Source organism: Natronosalvus caseinilyticus (assembly GCF_017357105.1).
GTDB classification, from domain to species: Archaea; Halobacteriota; Halobacteria; order Halobacteriales; family Natrialbaceae; genus Natronosalvus; species Natronosalvus caseinilyticus.
Genome location: NZ_CP071596.1, coordinates 3,024,487 through 3,041,795, shown reverse-complemented (window position 1 = coordinate 3,041,795; position 17,309 = coordinate 3,024,487). Strand labels below are relative to the sequence as shown.

Sequence of the window (17,309 nt, the reverse complement as noted above, 5' to 3'; positions counted from 1 at the left end):
GTCAATCCGAATGAGCCAACTCGATCGATCCCTCCCCGTAGACGAGTCTACCGTTCGGCGCGTCGTCGCCGTCGCTCGAGAGAACGGATTCGCTCTCGTCGCCGCGGGCGTCGCGTTCTACATCTTCAACGCCCTGATCCCGCTGGTCATCTTCGTCCTGATCGGGATGACGACCGTCGGCTGGCTCGAGAGCGCCCTCCAGCTCGCGGCACCCGCGTTCGGAGCCGAACCGGAATCGCTGGTCTCGACGATGAACGGGATGATTGGCGAAGGGTCGGGTCGGGGCCGGGCCGCGGCGATCGCCGCCGCCATCCTCGCCTGGAGTTCGTTCACGACGTTCCAGTCGGTCAACCGCGCGTTCGGCCACGTCTACGGGGTTCAGGCAGAACGATCGTTACGCCGGACCGCTCGAGACACGGGGCTGGTCCTCGTGACGGTGGCCCTCGCCGTCACCGCGATGGTCGTCGTGCAGGTCGGGTTAGTGGCCGTCGCCGGAGAGACGGTCGCCCTCCTGGCGAGCGTCCCGCTCCTTGCAGGGGCGCTGTTCGCTATCTTCTTCCCGATGTTCTACCAGTTTTCGCCCCCGGACGTGACGGTTCGGGAAGCGCTCCCCGGCGTCGTCCTCGCGGCCGTTTCGTGGACCCTGGGTGCGTTCGGCTTCCGCATCTACCTCACGACCTCCGAAAGCGTCGAGCTGTACGGCGCCGCCGGCGCCGTCATGTTGCTCCTGACCTGGCTGTACGTCGGGGCGCTGGCGCTGCTCGCCGGAATCGGCCTCAACGCCGTCAAAGCAGGTCGAGTCGAAGTAGCGGACCGGTGGACGTTCGATTGACGTACAACGACCGCCGCTCGAGGCGGCGATGACGGAACGGAAAATCGATCGGACCCGATCAGATACGGCCGACGTTCTCGACGTTGACGCTCTCGACGCCCTCGACCTCGCTGAACGCCTCTTCGACGCCCTCGGTGCCACCGGCACCGTCGGGGACGATCACCGTCGGGTAGAGCGCGACGAGCCCGAACGCGACTTCCTCGCGCTCGACGCCGTTGATCTTCGCGCCCTCCGAGAGAGCGGTCTCGAGGCGCTCCTGGAGCGCGTCGAGGTCGATATCGGGACTCTGCGGCATGACTTTGATCTTGGCGGCTACTTTTCCCATGGTATCAGGGGCCGAGGAACCCACAGTCGGGGCACTCGTAGAGGTTGCTCTGTTTGCGACACTTGGCACAGCGGTAGATCTGTGCGCCACAGTCGGGACACTTGAACGACGCGGCGTTCGTGCCCGCGATGTTGATCCCACAGGAGACGCACGAGCGAGTCTCCCGTCGGTCCGTGGAACTCATACTCGCTTCTTCCCGCCCGTCGCTTTTAACGGTTGTCTTTCACGCTACCGCCGTGGGTAGCGGTCTCCGTGGTCGTCCCTTCTCAGAGTCCGGCGAGAGCCAGCGGGCCGATCAACACGCCCATCAGGTGGACGCGCCTGGCCCGCAGGCGAACGGGAACCAGCCCGACGACGGTGGCCACGCCGAACGTGAGAACGCCGACCGGTCCCGTGAACAGGAAGGCGAGGCAGACGAGCAAGGAGAGCACTACCGCCGAAATCCGCCAGTACTCGAGGCGACCGACCAGTTCCAGGTAGGCGTCGCCGACGACGATCACCAGCGCGAACCCGATGACGCCCGCCAGTACGATTCCCGAGATGAGAATCGGGAGCTCGAGCGGCGCGTCGACGCGCTGGAAGGCGACCATGACGCCCGAACGCGGCTGGCCGATGGCGACGAGCGCGAAGAGCGCGAAGATCGTATTCCGAAAACTGCGAAAACAGCAAACAGTGGTGGATTTCCCACCCACTGTTCGATACCTGTTCTTCACCAGCGCTCCAGTTAGCCGTTGCGCCTCATCTCGGAAACTCGGCACGTGCCGATGAATCTACTCGCGTCCCAGGGACGAGGACCGACCTGGAATCTCGTGCAGGTGACTCGCCGGTGGTCGCCGCATGAGCGACTTCGACGTGCTCGTATGCGCAACGTGCAAACAGACCTGGATACACGAGACCGGGTGGCGCTCGCAGACTTCTATCTCGTGCCCCCACTGCGGGAAAGAGCGCGTCCCAAAGAAGGTGAAATGCGAGAAGACGCTCGGGTCGTGGGACGCTGCCGCCGAGTGGCGATCGCGTTATCACGCCAAAGAGGTCGATGAGGCGAAACTGTACAACGACTTCGTCCTCGAGAACGGCCAGTACGGGCAACAGGAGGCCGATCTACTCGAACGCGCCGAGTCCCTCGTCGATAGCTTCGACGTCGATCTCGAGGTGTCGGACTACAACCGCTTTGAAGAACTCGTCGACGTCTCGATGGCCGAGGAACGCGAACGTTACGCCGACCTCGTCGATGCGTGGTGTTCAGAGCCCGGCGACGAATTCGCCGATCTCGTCGACCTTGAGGACCCCGATCACGAACTGTTCGAGAGCGAGATCAGAGACGACCTCGAGGCGTGGGCCGCCCGGCCCGATCGGGACGCCCTCGCACGCGGTGAGGTCACACCGACCGACCAGCCTCCCGTTTCGACGCTCGCAATGCTCGAGTTGGACGCCGACGCTACGATCACCAGCGTCTGGGAGTCTCTGTTCGAATTCGAGAGCGTGCGCACGGCGCTCGCCGACAGCCTTCGCGACCTATTCGCCGGGGCCGACGTCGCCAGTGTGTACGATGCACTCGAAGACCTGGGGATTCCCTACTGGATCCGGTCGGAGATCCTCAACGCCGCACGTGGAGACACGAACGCACTCGGCCAACTCGTCGGCGAACTCGTCCCATCGATCCACCAGAGCCCGATGGCCGCGACCGAAGACCTCCTCGCGTGTGCGCAACTGTTCGCTGGCACCGACGGGACGCTCTCGGTCGCCGTCGACAATGCCTGGCTCGAGAGCCGGCGTCGCGACCAGCGGGTCGACGTCTGTCACCTGCTCGCCGTTCTGGCCGACAGTTTCAATGTCCGCGTGGTCGCGAGCGGCCTCACCCTCTCGAAGGTCGTCGATTCCCACCGCGTCGACCTCCCAGGTGTTAGTGAGTGGTGCAGTCGTCAGCGTACTCGACGCTCTGGCGATGACGCTGCGAAGGCGATTGCCGCCGACCTCGAGGCCGACTCATTCGAGGTCACGATGCTCCGCGAACTGTACGCCGACCCGAGTGGTATCCTGTCGTACGCGGAGTTGTACGACCTCTATCCGGGCGATAACGACTCGCGTGTTCGCCAGATCGTCGGCCAGTTCGTCGACGACGATCTCGTGAACCGCTTCGGTCCCCAGCGTTCGAAGAAGGTCGAGCTTCGGCCCCTCGGTGAACAGGTCCTCGAGACGTTCGAACGTGAAACCGCCAGACAGCGGTCGATTTCGTCTTTCGTTAATGGCGGCGGTAAACAAGACAGACAGGACCGTGTATGCACCGGAACGGGATTGGGTGGGGGAGGGGACGACCAGGACAGCACCGCCTACTACCGGACCCGCTACCTGGGCCCGGCGGCGCACGCGGCGGTGGCGGCATGTGGGGAAAACGGCGGCCTGACGCTTGTACGCGGGGGGATTGAGGACCACGAAAAGAAGACCCGGTACGTGAGTTACGACGATGAACGCCGGGAGGCAGTGGTGGCTGTGAGAGCAGGCGAACCGCTGCCACTGACGGTGAGCAGTGCACTGGCGTTAGCCAGCGAGGAGTTTGTAGACCGGGTGTTGACGCCGTCCCAACTGGAGTCGATCGACGACCCATCCTCGATTATTCGCGATGCACGGTGTATCGGTGCGGCCTCCGATGAAGCGCTCGAGGACGGACAGACGTTCCGGGACAACCTCATCGAGTGGGGAGACGAGCTCGCTCTCCTCACGACCCAGTACAAGCGAGGCGAGTACGACGACGGCGATTCGTTCCGGTCGGCGATCGTCCGCTCCGCACACGGACTCTGGGGCACGATCGTCCATATCCTCGAGGCACTGGATATCTCGATCCACCGCGAGATCCGCGTTCCGGAGGGGCTAAAACTCGAGAAACGCGAGGCCTTTGCCGACTCACTGGCTCACGCGGCGGCCGTCCAATCTCTGTACGGCGCCCACGCCTGCTACCGCCAACTCTTCGAGGACCGCACGGAGAAGCGAGAGGCAGCCATGACGCCCACCGTCGACGCCGACGACCCGACCGGTTCCCTGATCGGCTCATTCATACTCCGTGGGCCCGACGTCCACAAACTTGAGGAACCGCTTCGCGACCGTCTCGAGTCACCGAAAGAGGTCCACGAGGACGCTCCCGAGTTCGGCGTCGCGATCGAGGTTCGCTCGGAACCCGGCCGAGTCGCCTACGCCAACACGCTCCAGCGCATCCTCTCTCGAAAGAACCTTCGACCGACTGCCGAGGCCGTCGCGACGACTCACGCGCTTGTCGAGACGCCCCAGGACGCCGCCCGCGTCCTGCATCGCTACCTCTCTCCGGAGTCCGATCGCCGCGAGATCCGTCCCGATGAACTCCGGACGGCCTTCGCGAACCTTGAGGCCGACTGCCTGGTCCCCGATCTCGGCACCGACGAACGCAGGACGGACTCGGCGGGCAAGATCGTGAAGGGACTGCTCGAAGCCGACGAATCGATCTCGAAAATGGAGCTCGCCGATCGGGCCGACGTCTCCCCAAAGACGGTCTACAACTATCGCGACGACCTCGAGTCGCTGGGCCTCTTGCTCGTCACCGACGACGGCTACCGACTGGCACTTTCGTTCTCGACGAGCAAGGAACGCGCGGACCCTGTCCTTCCGTCGTTCGCCGATGGATCGTTCCTCGAGGCTGTCGACGAACTGCTCATCGAGTCACTGCCACCGGATCGCTACGGCGACCCATCGGACCCGATCGGCGGCGTCCTCTTCTGGCCACAAGACCCGTGGGCGCTACTCGACCACGAGGAGTACGGTCCGTGGATCCGACTCGCGGCGAAACTCACGGGCGAATCATCGCCCAGTGCCGAGGATTCGGACCTGTTAATGGGGCCGGTAAATAAGCAACAACCGATCAAAACCGCCATGCGACAGGCCTCCGCCGACTAGTCGGTCTCAACGTTCTCTCTTCTTGATCGATGTCCGATTCTTTACCTCTGCAATTGTACGACCCACTGACTTTTAGGGCGGTGATGAGGTTGACTCCTATATAACATTAGCAATGGCCATACAACACATAACAATATCTACAATAGTAATTGGCTCACAGATGATCGATGGATTACAAAAATTAAATATAGAAAAAGAGAGTTGTCAGCGATAGATGGGGGTAGAGGGAGAAGGTGCCGAACAGTACCTAATAATCGGAGGAACTGATTCAGTTGATACCGATATCATTGCGACAATTTTGGCAAGTGAGGACGCAGTTTCAGTTGATAGGGCTAATAGTAAGTCAGCAGCAGCCAAATTCCTGAACACAAAATCATATTCTGGGATCATTAGTGCGATCCCCAATACAGATCCACTATACTTTCTTAATTGGATCTCAACACGGACAGGGAGTTCACCGTTGATTCTGTTATGTACGACTGCGCACACAGAAGCTCTCAATTGGGCGGCTGTCTCCGAAGACACTCACACACTGTGGTACGAAGCAAACACTGTTCAGCAACTCACGAATCATATCCAGCAAATTGTCGCGGGGTCAGCCCTGAATGAACAACTTCAACAGCATCGGAGGCTTCAAGAGACCATTCATGAACTCACCTCACGCCTTTTGACACTGACGAAACGCGACGAAATCGAAACAACCGTCTGTAATCAGCTTGCGTCTACAGACCTATATCAAATTGCATGGTGTTCAAGATACATTCAGGACTCAGATAAGCTCAGGCCACGGGCAGCTGTCGGCATTAATCCTCGTCACACACCAGAGTTCACAACATCCGATTTTGCCCTTGATACCGTAGCAATCGAAGAAAACAGCAGTACAGGGACAGACGGTTCCACAGTATCAATTCCCCTTCGTCATGAGACAACATTATTTGGTGTACTTTTTCTTACAACCTGTCGAACCATTGATGAGGTAGAACGAGAACTTCTTGCAGATATCGGAGCGACTGTAGGAGCGGCCATCCACACCATCGAAACGAGTATACACAGCGACGGAAGTCAGCCCCCACTCGAGACGTTCACTCGCGTGTTTTCCCATGAACTTCGGAATCATCTCCAGGGGGCCAGAGCGGCCCTCGAAAACGAGCACGATATTGCTGAACAACGTGATCAGCTTCTTGCCACCATCGATCGAATCGAACACTTAAACCGCGAGGCATCAATCATTGCTCAGAACTCACTCGACGAGGCCGATCAAACCGTTGTACAACTCTCTACGCTCGTTGACGCTGCCGCGTCTGGGCTCGCAGAATTCTCTCCGCAGATAACAGTTATAGCTTCGACACCAATTCTGTGTTCTCGTCCGCTCGCCGTATTACTCTTCGAAAACCTGTTCCGAAATGCAGCCGATCACGCTGGTTCCGATGTAGCCGTTCGGGTTGGAACCTGTCAAGAAGGATTTTTCGTCGAAGACACGGGTTGCGGGATTTCTCCAGAGAAACACGATGCAATCTTCGAGTGGGGCCATACAATGAATGGGGGGACGGGAATAGGGCTAGCGCTTGTAAAGCGAATCGTCGAACTCCATGACTGGGATTTAACGGTTACTGAGTCGGAGGAGGGTGGCTTTCGAATCGAGATTATAAACGTTGATACCCGCGAAAAAGACACGCTCAGCCCACAAAAGATAAGCAGTTATACGGATTCATTTTCGAGGGATTGAAATGCGGCCCGGAAACTCTCATCATCAAATTCCTGGAACGTCTTTGATAATGAATTTTGCATTTGGCGAAATTCAGTCTTCAGTGCTGTATACTTGCTGCTATTTGCGAGTTCATCTTCGTCTAGCTCTGTTTCAAGAACGCCAACGGTAGAGGCGATCGCGAACCCCTCCTGGATGTGATCACTATACTCTGAGCGGGCGCGAAGCGCCCGGACTTTCTGTTGTAACTCTTGTTCCAAAACTGGTTTGACAAGATAAGAGTCAAATGGGAGTTCTAGAAGATCAAGATCAGGTTTGACGCCGGTGAGCATCGCAACTTGACAATTCACCCCTTGATCCCGGATTGCCTCAAGGACTTCATCTCCACTCAAATCCGGCATTTGGCGATCGAGCAGGACGATATCGACGGTCTCGTCAAACAGCTCTAAAGCAGCTTTGCCACCGTACGCCGTGCGAACGGTATATTCAGATTCTAATTGCTGAGCATATAAATCGGCGATACGCGGTTCGTCATCGACAATCAGTATCACTGTATTCGAATCGTTAGGCATGCTTATTATATCGAGTTTCGTTTCTCATTCCATATATAGTGGCATCTCTAGACAATTATCACCTTTTTCGAAATTCTATTATTCATTAAGTTATTTACAATGTAATAATTGTCTATGGTCAGTACAGAGCGGTGTTCAATTCTCAATAATCGCTCTTTTGATTTAATCCCGCACATAGCTCTTAGTTACCTACTATTCGGCGTTGAGGTCCTCTTTACCAAGTCGCAGGAAGAGACTCACCACTGCCTTCGCGAATCAAACCGGATACCATGCGACATTCGCGCCCTGTATTCAACGGATCGGGATTGAACTACCGAGGTGTTGTCAAAAGTGGCGTGCTGAATACAGTGCTCTGTAGGATCGGTACCTGGCGGTGGATTCATCGGTAGCGGACGCTGCGGCGGAGGTTGTAGACGGTGGCCTTGAGCACCATCTCGCGGAACTCCAGGTGCCACGTTCTGGCTCGAACGGCTGCCCCGAGCGTCCGTTTGACGCTTGAGAAGGCGGTTTCGACCATCCAGCGTCTGTTGTAGCGGTCGCTGTTCATCCGGGCATTGTGTGCGTGGTCGAGCGCCCAGTAGATCCGATGTTTGATCAGCGGGCGGATTCCGCGTTCACGGAGGGCGTCGCGGAAGGCTTTGTCGTCGTAGCCGCGATCCGCAGCGAGGCTCCGCAGGTCGGTTGCGTTGCGTCGAGCGACCTGCGGGCCGATTCGGAAATCCGACGGCGTACACGTCGTCGAGTGGATGTCGGTGATATACAGCGTCTCGACATCCACGAGGGCAGTGACTTTCAGCGTCCGAACGCGGTAGTGTGAGCGGGTTGCGTAGTGACGGCTGGGCTGGTCACGGTCGAAGCCGGCCGAGTCGATCGCTGCGTGACCGCTGCGAGTCTCGACCGATGCAGCGAGAAACGCTCGCCACGTCGCCATCGTGATCGTCTCAAACCAGTCACGGAGCACGGTGTAATGGGGTACCCGAGTCAGCCCGATTTCCTCGAGCACACCGGGCATTTCGCTCAGCAAATCACACGTCACGCGGTAGGATTTACCCAACTCGATCCGCAGCGCATGGAGCGTCAGCATCGTCCACTCGGCGAACCCGCCACCGCCGACGGGGTCGGCAGGGGCATCCGGATTAGCGACAACGTGTTTAGCTTTGGCGACCGACTTCCGGGTGAAGCGGCGGATTTCAGAACTCAGAACACTCTGCCGCTTCGCTTTCTACGGAGATAACCCAGTCGTCACCTTCCAGTCTAGCGATCCTACAGAGCAGAATACAGAGGATGAGTTCAGCACGGTACTCTCGTTTATTCCACACGTTCATGCCGAAACCAATCGCTACATGCAGCTGCGAACTGAACATAGTATCGAAGAACCAAGTTACCAGTTCCGCTTATTCACACTCGAATTGATAATATACGGTTAGTTCAGAAAAGATGATTTCTGACACTACCGATGGTTATCGTGTCATGCTCAACCGAGACAACGTGGTTATGGTGGGTTGCACCCTTGTGATAAAGTCCACACCGGGTTTCGCTTGGTGGATGGTGGGCCCACACTGCTGGGTCGTGCGACCTGTCACTGTGGAAAAAGCAGCTTCATCGAAATCGACGATTCGACTTGACCGGAACACTTCATCCCGAAGGTTGTGAGTGCGGTATGTATTTGCCGAATGGTACTCGGTTTGCGTTTTTTCGAACGGTTTGCTCATCCGCACTCTCGCTTGATCGAGGTGCAGTAACTGCACACTGCGTCACCGAGTACCCGCTTCAACAAGTGGGGGAGATGTCCTCTCCAACGATCGAAATGCTGATCGTATTCTGCATCATCGCCGTCGCGCTGGCACTCTTTATTACGCAGCCGATCCCGCTCGACGTGACGGCGCTGCTCCTGATCGTCGTTCTCGTCCTCCTCGAGCCGTGGACGACGATCTCTCCCGAGGAAGGTATTGCTGGCTTCGCCAATCCCGCGACGATCACCGTGCTGATGATGTTCATCTTGAGTGAGGGGGTGCGCCGAACCGGCGCAGTGCAATTGTTGGGTGAACGACTCGCCGCCTTCGCCGGGGATAGCGAGCGACGACAACTCGGATCGATCATCGGCGTCTCCGGCTTCTCTGCGGGCTTCATCAACAACACACCGGTAGTAGCGATTATGATCCCGGTGGTGAACGATCTCGCACGCCGGACGAATACGTCGCCATCTCGGCTCCTAATCCCGCTGTCGTTCGCCTCGATGCTGGGCGGGATGCTCACCCTGATCGGCACCTCGACTAATCTCCTCGCGAGCTCAATCGTGGCTCGACCAGAGTACCTGGGGCGCCCCTTCTCCATGTTCGAATTCACCGCGCTGGGGGCGCTCGTCCTGGTTTCGGGCTCGCTCTATCTGCTCGTTGCGACCCCCTACTTGCTCCCGGAACGCCTCACTCCACGGAGAGAGTTAACCGACGAGTTCGAGATAGCGCCGTACCTCACCGAGGTCGTCGTCCCCGACAGGTCGCCGGTAATCGGTCAAACCGTCCAACAAGCGTTAGCGGACGTTGACGTGGAGGTCGAAGCCGTGACGCTCCTCCGCAACGGTGACACGTTCGGTACGGCGATCGAGGAAAAGGTGCTCCAGCCCGAAGACGTCCTCCTCGTTCGGACCGACAGGGAGGCGATTCTCGACGTGGTCGACCTCGAAGGGTTTGACCACGTTTCACAGAGCGTCGTTCACGACGCGAACCTCGAAATCGATGCCAAAGCGGTCTCCGGCGTAGATGCCGTCTCGCACGGGGCGGACGCAACCGACGAGGGGCGAGCGACGCCACAGGTGCTCGCGGAAGTGGTAATCGCACCGGACGGGGCGCTCGTCAGAGAGACGCTGGCGAGCGTCCGGTTTCGTGAGCAGTACGAAGCGACCGTACTGGCGATTCGTCGCGGCCCGGAAATCGTTCACACGCGAATGGATCGGCGACCGCTCCGCGGTGGCGATATCTTGCTGGTGCAAGCGAGTCGCGAGGCACTCGATCGGTTAGGGGTCGATCGAGACGTCATCGTCGCCCAAGAATTTACGCAACCGGCGTTCCGCCGAGCAAAACTCCCGCTCGCAATCGCCATCATCGCCGGGGTCGTCGGACTGGCCGCTCTCAAGGTGGTCCCTATCCTCATCACGTCAATCGCCGGTGTGATCGCAATGGTTGCAACCGGCGTCCTCGAACCGGAGGAACTGTACGATGCGATCGATTGGAGCGTGATCTTCCTGCTTGCCGGCGTCCTCCCCCTGGGCGTCGCGATGGAAGAAACCGGTGCGGCTGCCTTTCTCGCTGCCCACGCCATCGGCCTCGCTGGTGGCCTCCACATCGTGGTCGTCCTTGGGTTATTCTACCTGTTCACAGCGCTGTTGACGGAAATGCTGAGCAACAACGCGAGCGTGATACTGATGATTCCGGTGGCGTTCGACGCCGCCGTTCGCCTTGGCGGCGACCCGTACGCGTTCGTGCTGGCTGTAATGTTTGCGGCGAGTACACCCTTGCTCTCTCCCGTGGGGTACCAGACGAATTTGATGGTATACGGGCCGGGTGGCTACAAGTTCACCGATTTCGCACGGCTCGGTGCCCCGCTGCAACTGCTCCTGACGATCGTGACGACGCTCGGCATCGTCGCAATCTGGGGCGTCTAAAGCATGTCACACGCAACCTTTTTACTACGGGCCTCGCTCACTCCGTTCGATCGATTGCAAAAAGCAAAAAACCGTCCGCGCGGGCTCCGCCCGTTTCGGCGGGGCCGTTCACTTCGTTCACGGATGCCGGTAGCGGTAATGGGTCTACTTGTACTGAGCGACCACCACCTTCACAAATTGGGCCGGATCTCATGCGATATTCGCGCTCTGTATTCAGCACAGATACTAAAAGCCGTCAAGCTGCGTGGATTTCCACAAAGCCAAAGGCACCCTTTAGAAAAGTGAAAGTGAAATCAGTCGAGCCACGGCGCCGAGGACGGTTCCAGGTCATCAGCGTCCTTCATAGTAGCTGGGGTTCCCTCCACGAGGACGCTTTTCGAGTACAGAAGGAAGAGATGACGCTCGATATGTCGGCGTTGGCATGTCCAGCGATGAATGACGTGGACTTGCTGACAGTCGAGTAGTCCTGAAAAACGCTTATCTTTAATCACGTCTATTATTCACACACCGGTGGCACTAATCATGTGCTCGTGATTGGATCCTTACAACCCGCCACCGGCCATCTGTATGAGCAGATGATTGTTTTGAGACTACAGCGGTGTTGAGGTGCACGAGTAGACGGAGACACAGTTCCCGCAGTGGCTCACTGGCATCGCCAGTTCAGTGAAACTCCTTCAAGGTCGTGTGGTTGGCTATGAGCCTACCATCCTGATCCGTCAGTAACGTCGTAGCTCATGTCGATAGGTTCCAGAATTCCGCCACTCGTCAGGACATAAACAACATCGCCTTATGGGTCGCCAATAGACCAGAGCCTCGTACCCGTTGTTTCGAAGGGCAATAACTGTCCTTGGTTCAAGCAGCTCCGGAGGATGTAGTCCACATTCCCCGAGACGTCACCGCCTCGGCCATCACTACAATCGCTGTCCGTCTCGACATCAATACCAAAACTGCTACCGGCGACTCCCTTCTCAGCCAAGAATTCGATGGGTTTTCTTTGGCTTACAATTTCTCTGTGGGCCATGAGTAACTCCAGCCTATAAATCCGCTTTCCCCCGCTTGTTAATAAGCCCTATTGTGGTAGAATGGTTGATACATGACCATTGAGGTTGTCAAGACGAATAAACCAGAAGAATGGGATTCATACGTCACACAAGCATCTCATGCGACGCCATTTCACCAGTACGCTGCTCTTGACCTATTTGCTAACCACACGAACACCGATCTTCATCTCCTAATCGGCTACAAGGGTCAAGAACCCGTTGAGCTGCTTCCGCTCTTCGAGACGAACCGAGGGCCCTTTACCAAGATACACTCTCCACCCGACGCGGCAGAACTCGCACATCTCGGCCCGGTTCAATTACACTCGAACGGTGTGAAACAGCGGAAGGTCGAGAAAGACCACCGACGGTTCGTTAACGCCTGTTGGGAATGGATCGAAACCTCGATTGAACCCGATTTTGTGTCGTTGTGGAGCAGCGATCGGTACACCGACGTCCGACCCTACCTTTGGAATGACTTTGAAGCCTCGCCCAGATACATATACATCATCGAACTTGGCAGCGGTGTCGAAGCACTCTTCAATGATCTGACTAAGGAGACGCGGCGACGAATCCGGAATACCGATGAGCAAGCCTACGAGATCATTGAAGGCGACCTCGACGCTACTCAACTGCTTGTTCGACAGCTTCAGGATCGGCATAAAGAACAGGGGATGACCTATGGTCTCACCCCCGAGTTGATGGCGGAATTCCACGCTCGGCTTCCCGATGAGCAACTGCATCCTTACTGTCTCTGCATTGATGAGGAGATGGTGAGTGGGTTGCTGGCGTTGGAGTTCGGCGACACGATGCACGTCTGGATCGGTGGCGTGAAAACTGATGTCGACCTCCCGGTGAATGAACTACTCTACTGGCACATCATCGAACAGGCCGCGGCGAAAGACCTTGATCGTGTAGACCTAACGACGGCAATGATTCCCAGTCTGGCAGACTACAAAGCCAAGTTCGGCCCTGAACCCCGAGTGATGTTTGAACTGCGATGGGAGTCACAGGTCTGGCAGGCGACCAAGTTCGGTTATCGACGCCTCCCAAAGCGGGGCCACGAACTCATCCAATCGTTATTGTCTTAGGACTCCAGAGACAGCAGCTCACCGGCCGTAGACGACCGCCGTCGGTGCTTTGGAGTGCTAATCTTGCTGGCGGCAGGCGTTACCGGACGCGTAGGGGTGTTGGATTGTCAAATCTGGGCTCAAAGCGCACAATAACGTCAATAACCAGCTCATGAGACAACGAAATGATATCTCAACCTCGATTCCAGCGGCTGACGGTCATTCAGCCTGAAGTACCGCATAGCGGAAGGGGTGGGATTCGAACGCCACGAGGCCGACTGGCCGCCGCGATGACAGAGTGCACCACGGTGCTCTTCCATCGAGCAACCCTTCCGTAGAAAGACCATCGGTAAAATCATTGTTTGTAATGGGCTATCTATTGGTAGAGTAGGCAGTCTCTATCCTTCGAACCCAAAGGGGTTCTAAACAACGTGGTAGATGACTCGCTTGAAACATTCGTCACTATGGTGCTCAGTCTGGCGGAGGAACCTCATGAGCAGATAGAGATATAGAAGGAACGAAGTTGATTAGTTTCGACTGCCACCAAGACAATTCAGACGTTCGAGAAGGTAACGTGACGTCCCCTGTGGGGGTGGAGAGTACTACGAATCATCCAGGATGCAATTGGGATTGGCCGGAATTTGAATCTCAGCAGCTCCCCCTCAGGGGGGCTACAGATCCTCAGGCGAGAAGATCAGCTGTGTACTGTGCTCTTTGAGCCACTCCGTGGGTGGCGTACTCGGGGTCATGCTCGGCGACGAGCGCCCAGAAGGCATCCGTGTGATTCACCTCTTGGAAGTGAGCGAGTTCGTGGATGACCAGAATACCGTCGAAACCCAGCTTCGCGGGAGTCTGTGTGAATCGCTGGCCGGCAACGGTGACTGCCCCCTCCATTGGGACCCGCGTCCCGACATCCAGCTCGTAGTGCTTGTATACGTACTGCAAGTCGGACCCTCGAGTGTGATCGCGGTTGCCGTAGATGTAGAGCAACCCGTTCGTCGTTCGATCCTCGATGAGGCGAAGGTATTCCTCGACGGCTTAGAGTTGCTGGACACCAGCCTCTAATCCGTCTAAGTACGCATTTGTGAGGCCACCAACATGAATGACGAAATCAAAGGTCTCTCTCGGTATCCTCAACGACTTTCGCCAGTGAGTCCACGTCGCCGTGGTTATCCCCATCACGAGAATGGGCTGATCACCCATATTCATTCGCATTCAGTAACAGGATTATGAGCTAATCGGTACGGGGGCTCCCACTGGAGCGACAGTCGGGTCCCACCACCTACTCGGCGATTCACAGGGTCGCGACTCGGGTGTGCTGCGTACCGTTGGTTAGTCGCCGCGTAGGCTCTGCGTCATCGCCTGGAGTCGACTAATCCATTCTTCCTCCCACTCGAGCCGAGCCGTTTCGAGGTCAGCGACGAGCGCATCGTACGTTTCGTGGTGCATCCCCGCTGGCCGATCGGGGACGTGAGGAACGGTCTCGTTGTTCGGATGGGGACGTCGCCCCTGGGGGTCGAGCTTCGCGTACGCCCGTCGAAACCGCAACTCGGCTTGCTTCAGATCGTCACCGGACGTTCGGCTCGACGTATACCCGAGCCCGTAACAGTGGCGACACAGGAAGAGATCGTCGTGGGGCGGGCGATAGAGTTTGCCCACGCGGCGCTCACAGGTGTCACCGTCGACGACACCGGGGCACTGAAACCACGGGCGCGCTCCTCCAAAGTGGCACTCGGTATACTCAAGTGAGACCTGGTACTCGTGGGGGCGCTGTTCGCCAGTCCAGGCATCGGTGACTACGTACGCAAGTCGAATCCAGGGGCACGGTCTCCCTCCGAGGGGGGACTGAGGTGGACGGTGACGCTAGCGTCGGGATCTGCACGAGGACCCCACCACAGAGTCGCCGACTCCCCCGGAGAGGTAACCAGATCAGTGAGGCGGTCGATGTTCAAGTGGCGGCACGCCCCGATTGTCGGCGTCGTCGCGTAGTCGTACCGGCCAGAGCCAAGGCCACCCATCTGCGTCAGTCGGCGAGATCCTCGAGGAAAGACGTCGAGGTGGGACCAGCGGCTTTCCCACCGACATCGCGCTCGGCGGCGTGGGTGGTGGTCTGCTTGGCTTTGGTCACGCCGGCACGATCGAGGATGGCTTCAGCGGCACGGATGCGGACACGTTCGTCCTCGGCCTCAAGCAGCTCGCGGAGGGTTTTCGCGGCCTCGGGAACGGCGGCTTGAAGTTCGTCGCGGGCGTCATCAATGGAGGGACGGTCGGTGACGGGGATAGTCGCCATACACACCTTTCGGCCTCTGTTTTACATAAATCGATTGGTGACTTTGGAATTGCCCTCGTGTTCTCGTCCACCCTGATAGCTCAGATAGCGGCCTCAACAGTAGGTCGAAGTAGTCGCGTTTTGATAACTACTACATTGCCACCGGAGAGCGTTTGACGTTATCGTCGACGCCTCGAGGACGGCATCGGAACGGTACTATCCATTCGGATCTACCCTCGGTTCTAATCAATTGTCCAATTGTATTGCACGACGGATGCCTTCGCCGTTCACAGCGTTCAACGTTCGCCCGACGAGATCATCCAGCGTTGTTCGTAATGGAAAACGGGGCGAGAGCGCGTTCGCCTCCCAAGGGTCGCCGTACTGGACCGGGTGTTCACTTTCACGTAATCAAGCCGTTTCGGGGAGAAAGTTGGTTCAATTGCCCCGCCATGACCTGACTCTTATTGCTGGTTCGGATCGGTCCAGTGGCGCTGGACGACGGCATGAGCGGTTTACACTGCGATTTAACGGTGGGTTGAGCACACTACCGAACACGCTCCGTGAGACCGTATCTACCAAGACCCCTCGAGCGAGCACCCGGATTCGAACGAGGAAATCATTACCCCTCTCTGTCCGTGTGTTTCAGGTGTAAATGTGTCCGTTACGGTGGCGGCCGTCGGTTCGGTGAAGAAATCAACAGTTACAGATCGAATTCGATAGACGAGAGAGCGCCGCTACAGCCATTTTTGAGTCCGCACGGAGTATTATTCACCGACTGTTTGCGAAAAGAAGTGAAACGAACGAACTTACTTATACGAAACCTTGGCCAAACAATCGACCGCCCAAACTGGGCTGAGAGACATGGAAGAAGAACGAGATCCAGACGACGGAAGACGGTCATTCATGAAGAAGAGCGCGTTAGCAACAACCGCCCTGGCTGTCGGTGCCGGTGCCAGCACGAACGTGGCGGCTCAGCAAGATGACGAGAACGGTGAAGGACTCCAGGAAGGAGAAGTCGTCATCCACGGTCGCGATTACTTCCCGGACACCGATTTCACGGTGCTCGCCGAGATGGACTCGGGAACTCGAGACACCCTCGTCGAGGCACTCGGCGACGAGTTCGACGACGATTGGGACGTGTACGTGATCCAGGCCAACATCGGCTCGGGCGGCCCGTTAGGGCACATCTTCGTCGACGAAGACGAGGCGCAAGTGAGCGAAGGTGATACGGCAACGATGTCGTCTGACACCGTGTCGTACCGCAATCCGGAGCTGAACCTGCTCGAGCTGGATATCGGCGCTGCTGGAGGCGCTGCAGGAGGCGCCGAGGACGAGGAGGAAGAGGAGAACGGAGCCGGAAACGGCGGCGGCGCTGGGAACGAAACCGAAGATGGTGCCGGAAACGGCGGCGGCGCTGACAACTAAGGCGCTTACTCTTCGTCTTGTAACTTTTTATTCGAAACCCGCGGACCGAGTGGTAGCTGACACGTGTTCCAAACGCCGGTCTGTTGAGTTCGCGCTCCCCACGTTCTTGGAGCGCCACGTCTTTCCCACCGTGGACGACACTGTGGTGTATGAGCACCGAGCCAAAGCAGGAACTCACCAGCGTCGACCTCGCGGCGCTCGTCGGTGTACTCGGATCCTCCGAGGGGCCAAGTGCGGGGGACTCGCAGGCAGCGGGGTCTACCCGAGTCGCCTCCGTGTGAACCTGTTCGAAGACCGAGATGGCCCAGTCACGGGCCTTCAAGGCGTCGGTGTCGATGACCGCCACGAACCCCCAGTCCCAGCGTCGTGGCAGCAGATGCCGGCCCGAATCGTCCACGATGCCGAGGCCGCAGCGGTTGCCGTCGGGGAGGTGGTCGTAGACGAGGGTGGTTTGTGTTCTCGCAAGCGGCGACCTCCGTGACCCGATCCGGG

General features: G+C 57.8%; 14 protein-coding genes and 1 pseudogene. 8 read left to right on the top strand and 7 right to left on the bottom strand.

Annotated elements, in window-relative coordinates; translation table 11 throughout:
* The first annotated feature begins 10 nt into the window (after positions 1-10).
* Complete coding sequence (locus J1N60_RS14590; RefSeq protein ID WP_312908534.1) at positions 11-832, top strand: YihY/virulence factor BrkB family protein; 822 nt, start codon at positions 11-13, stop codon at positions 830-832.
* 58 nt (positions 833-890) lie between these two features.
* On the opposite strand, the gene J1N60_RS14585 is transcribed toward J1N60_RS14590, so the two are convergent.
* The 3 genes and pseudogenes from J1N60_RS14585 to J1N60_RS14575 all read right to left on the bottom strand — a co-directional run.
* The gene (locus tag J1N60_RS14585; protein ID WP_254156846.1) at positions 891-1,157 is read right to left on the bottom strand and encodes an elongation factor 1-beta; all 267 of its coding nucleotides are present in this window, start codon (positions 1,155-1,157) and stop codon (positions 891-893) included.
* A gap of 4 nt (positions 1,158-1,161) precedes the next feature.
* The gene (locus tag J1N60_RS14580) at positions 1,162-1,341 is read right to left on the bottom strand and encodes an HVO_2753 family zinc finger protein (protein ID WP_253436037.1); all 180 of its coding nucleotides are present in this window, start codon (positions 1,339-1,341) and stop codon (positions 1,162-1,164) included.
* Positions 1,342-1,423: 82 nt separating this feature from the next.
* Positions 1,424-1,804 (bottom strand): annotated as a pseudogene (locus tag J1N60_RS14575) (tripartite tricarboxylate transporter permease); the annotation flags it as partial.
* Between the two features lie 190 nt (positions 1,805-1,994).
* Here J1N60_RS14575 and J1N60_RS14570 point away from each other — a divergent pair.
* The gene (locus J1N60_RS14570) at positions 1,995-5,078 is read left to right on the top strand and encodes an HTH domain-containing protein (protein WP_312908532.1); all 3,084 of its coding nucleotides are present in this window, start codon (positions 1,995-1,997) and stop codon (positions 5,076-5,078) included.
* Positions 5,079-5,292: 214 nt separating this feature from the next.
* Positions 5,293-6,804, top strand: a complete 1,512-nt coding sequence (locus tag J1N60_RS14565) for a sensor histidine kinase (protein WP_312908531.1) — start codon at positions 5,293-5,295, stop codon at positions 6,802-6,804.
* On the opposite strand, the gene J1N60_RS14560 is transcribed toward J1N60_RS14565, so the two are convergent.
* Both J1N60_RS14560 and J1N60_RS14555 read right to left on the bottom strand, forming a co-directional pair.
* Entirely contained in the window at positions 6,777-7,355 is a 579-nt protein-coding gene (locus J1N60_RS14560) for a response regulator (protein WP_312908529.1), read from the bottom strand. The genes J1N60_RS14565 and J1N60_RS14560 overlap by 28 nt on opposite strands.
* Positions 7,356-7,734: 379 nt before the next feature.
* Positions 7,735-8,556, bottom strand: a complete 822-nt coding sequence (locus J1N60_RS14555) for an IS5 family transposase (protein WP_312912592.1) — start codon at positions 8,554-8,556, stop codon at positions 7,735-7,737.
* A 585-nt stretch (positions 8,557-9,141) separates the two neighbouring features.
* Here J1N60_RS14555 and J1N60_RS14550 point away from each other — a divergent pair.
* A complete protein-coding gene (locus J1N60_RS14550; protein WP_312908527.1) occupies positions 9,142-11,016 on the top strand; it encodes an SLC13 family permease in 1,875 nt (624 codons plus the stop codon).
* A 1,093-nt stretch (positions 11,017-12,109) separates the two neighbouring features.
* Complete coding sequence (locus J1N60_RS14545; RefSeq protein WP_312908526.1) at positions 12,110-13,144, top strand: GNAT family N-acetyltransferase; 1,035 nt, start codon at positions 12,110-12,112, stop codon at positions 13,142-13,144.
* 660 nt (positions 13,145-13,804) lie between these two features.
* Here the strand turns inward: J1N60_RS14545 and J1N60_RS14540 are convergent.
* Positions 13,805-14,068: a M48 metallopeptidase family protein gene (locus J1N60_RS14540; protein ID WP_312908524.1), complete on the bottom strand. Its 264-nt coding sequence runs from the start codon at positions 14,066-14,068 to the stop codon at positions 13,805-13,807.
* Positions 14,069-14,731: 663 nt separating this feature from the next.
* On the opposite strand from J1N60_RS14540, the gene J1N60_RS14535 reads away from it, so the two are divergent.
* Positions 14,732-14,872, top strand: coding sequence for a hypothetical protein (locus tag J1N60_RS14535; protein ID WP_312908522.1), 141 nt, complete (start codon positions 14,732-14,734; stop codon positions 14,870-14,872).
* A 274-nt stretch (positions 14,873-15,146) separates the two neighbouring features.
* On the opposite strand, the gene J1N60_RS14530 is transcribed toward J1N60_RS14535, so the two are convergent.
* Positions 15,147-15,413 (bottom strand): hypothetical protein, encoded by a 267-nt coding sequence (locus J1N60_RS14530; protein ID WP_312908520.1) that lies wholly within the window; start codon positions 15,411-15,413, stop codon positions 15,147-15,149.
* Positions 15,414-16,253: 840 nt separating this feature from the next.
* Between J1N60_RS14530 and J1N60_RS14525 the strand changes: the two genes are divergently transcribed.
* Positions 16,254-16,817, top strand: coding sequence for a twin-arginine translocation signal domain-containing protein (locus J1N60_RS14525; protein ID WP_312908518.1), 564 nt, complete (start codon positions 16,254-16,256; stop codon positions 16,815-16,817).
* Between the two features lie 149 nt (positions 16,818-16,966).
* Positions 16,967-17,098: a hypothetical protein gene (locus J1N60_RS14520; RefSeq protein WP_312908516.1), complete on the top strand. Its 132-nt coding sequence runs from the start codon at positions 16,967-16,969 to the stop codon at positions 17,096-17,098.
* Positions 17,099-17,309: the final 211 nt, after the last annotated feature.

Excerpts from the sequence above, each read along its gene's own strand:
- J1N60_RS14580 (WP_253436037.1), bottom strand. The coding sequence starts at position 1,341 with ATGAGTTCCACGGACCGACGGGAGACTCGCTCGTGCGTCTCCTGTGGG.
- J1N60_RS14590 (WP_312908534.1), top strand. The coding sequence starts at position 11 with ATGAGCCAACTCGATCGATCCCTCCCCGTAGACGAGTCTACCGTTCGG.
- J1N60_RS14570 (WP_312908532.1), top strand. The coding sequence starts at position 1,995 with ATGAGCGACTTCGACGTGCTCGTATGCGCAACGTGCAAACAGACCTGG.
- J1N60_RS14550 (WP_312908527.1), top strand. The coding sequence starts at position 9,142 with ATGTCCTCTCCAACGATCGAAATGCTGATCGTATTCTGCATCATCGCC.
- J1N60_RS14560 (WP_312908529.1), bottom strand. The coding sequence starts at position 7,355 with ATGCCTAACGATTCGAATACAGTGATACTGATTGTCGATGACGAACCG.
- J1N60_RS14525 (WP_312908518.1), top strand. The coding sequence starts at position 16,254 with ATGGAAGAAGAACGAGATCCAGACGACGGAAGACGGTCATTCATGAAG.
- J1N60_RS14545 (WP_312908526.1), top strand. The coding sequence starts at position 12,110 with ATGACCATTGAGGTTGTCAAGACGAATAAACCAGAAGAATGGGATTCA.
- J1N60_RS14585 (WP_254156846.1), bottom strand. The coding sequence starts at position 1,157 with ATGGGAAAAGTAGCCGCCAAGATCAAAGTCATGCCGCAGAGTCCCGAT.
- J1N60_RS14520 (WP_312908516.1), top strand. The coding sequence starts at position 16,967 with ATGAGCACCGAGCCAAAGCAGGAACTCACCAGCGTCGACCTCGCGGCG.
- J1N60_RS14565 (WP_312908531.1), top strand. The coding sequence starts at position 5,293 with ATGGGGGTAGAGGGAGAAGGTGCCGAACAGTACCTAATAATCGGAGGA.
- J1N60_RS14530 (WP_312908520.1), bottom strand. The coding sequence starts at position 15,413 with ATGGCGACTATCCCCGTCACCGACCGTCCCTCCATTGATGACGCCCGC.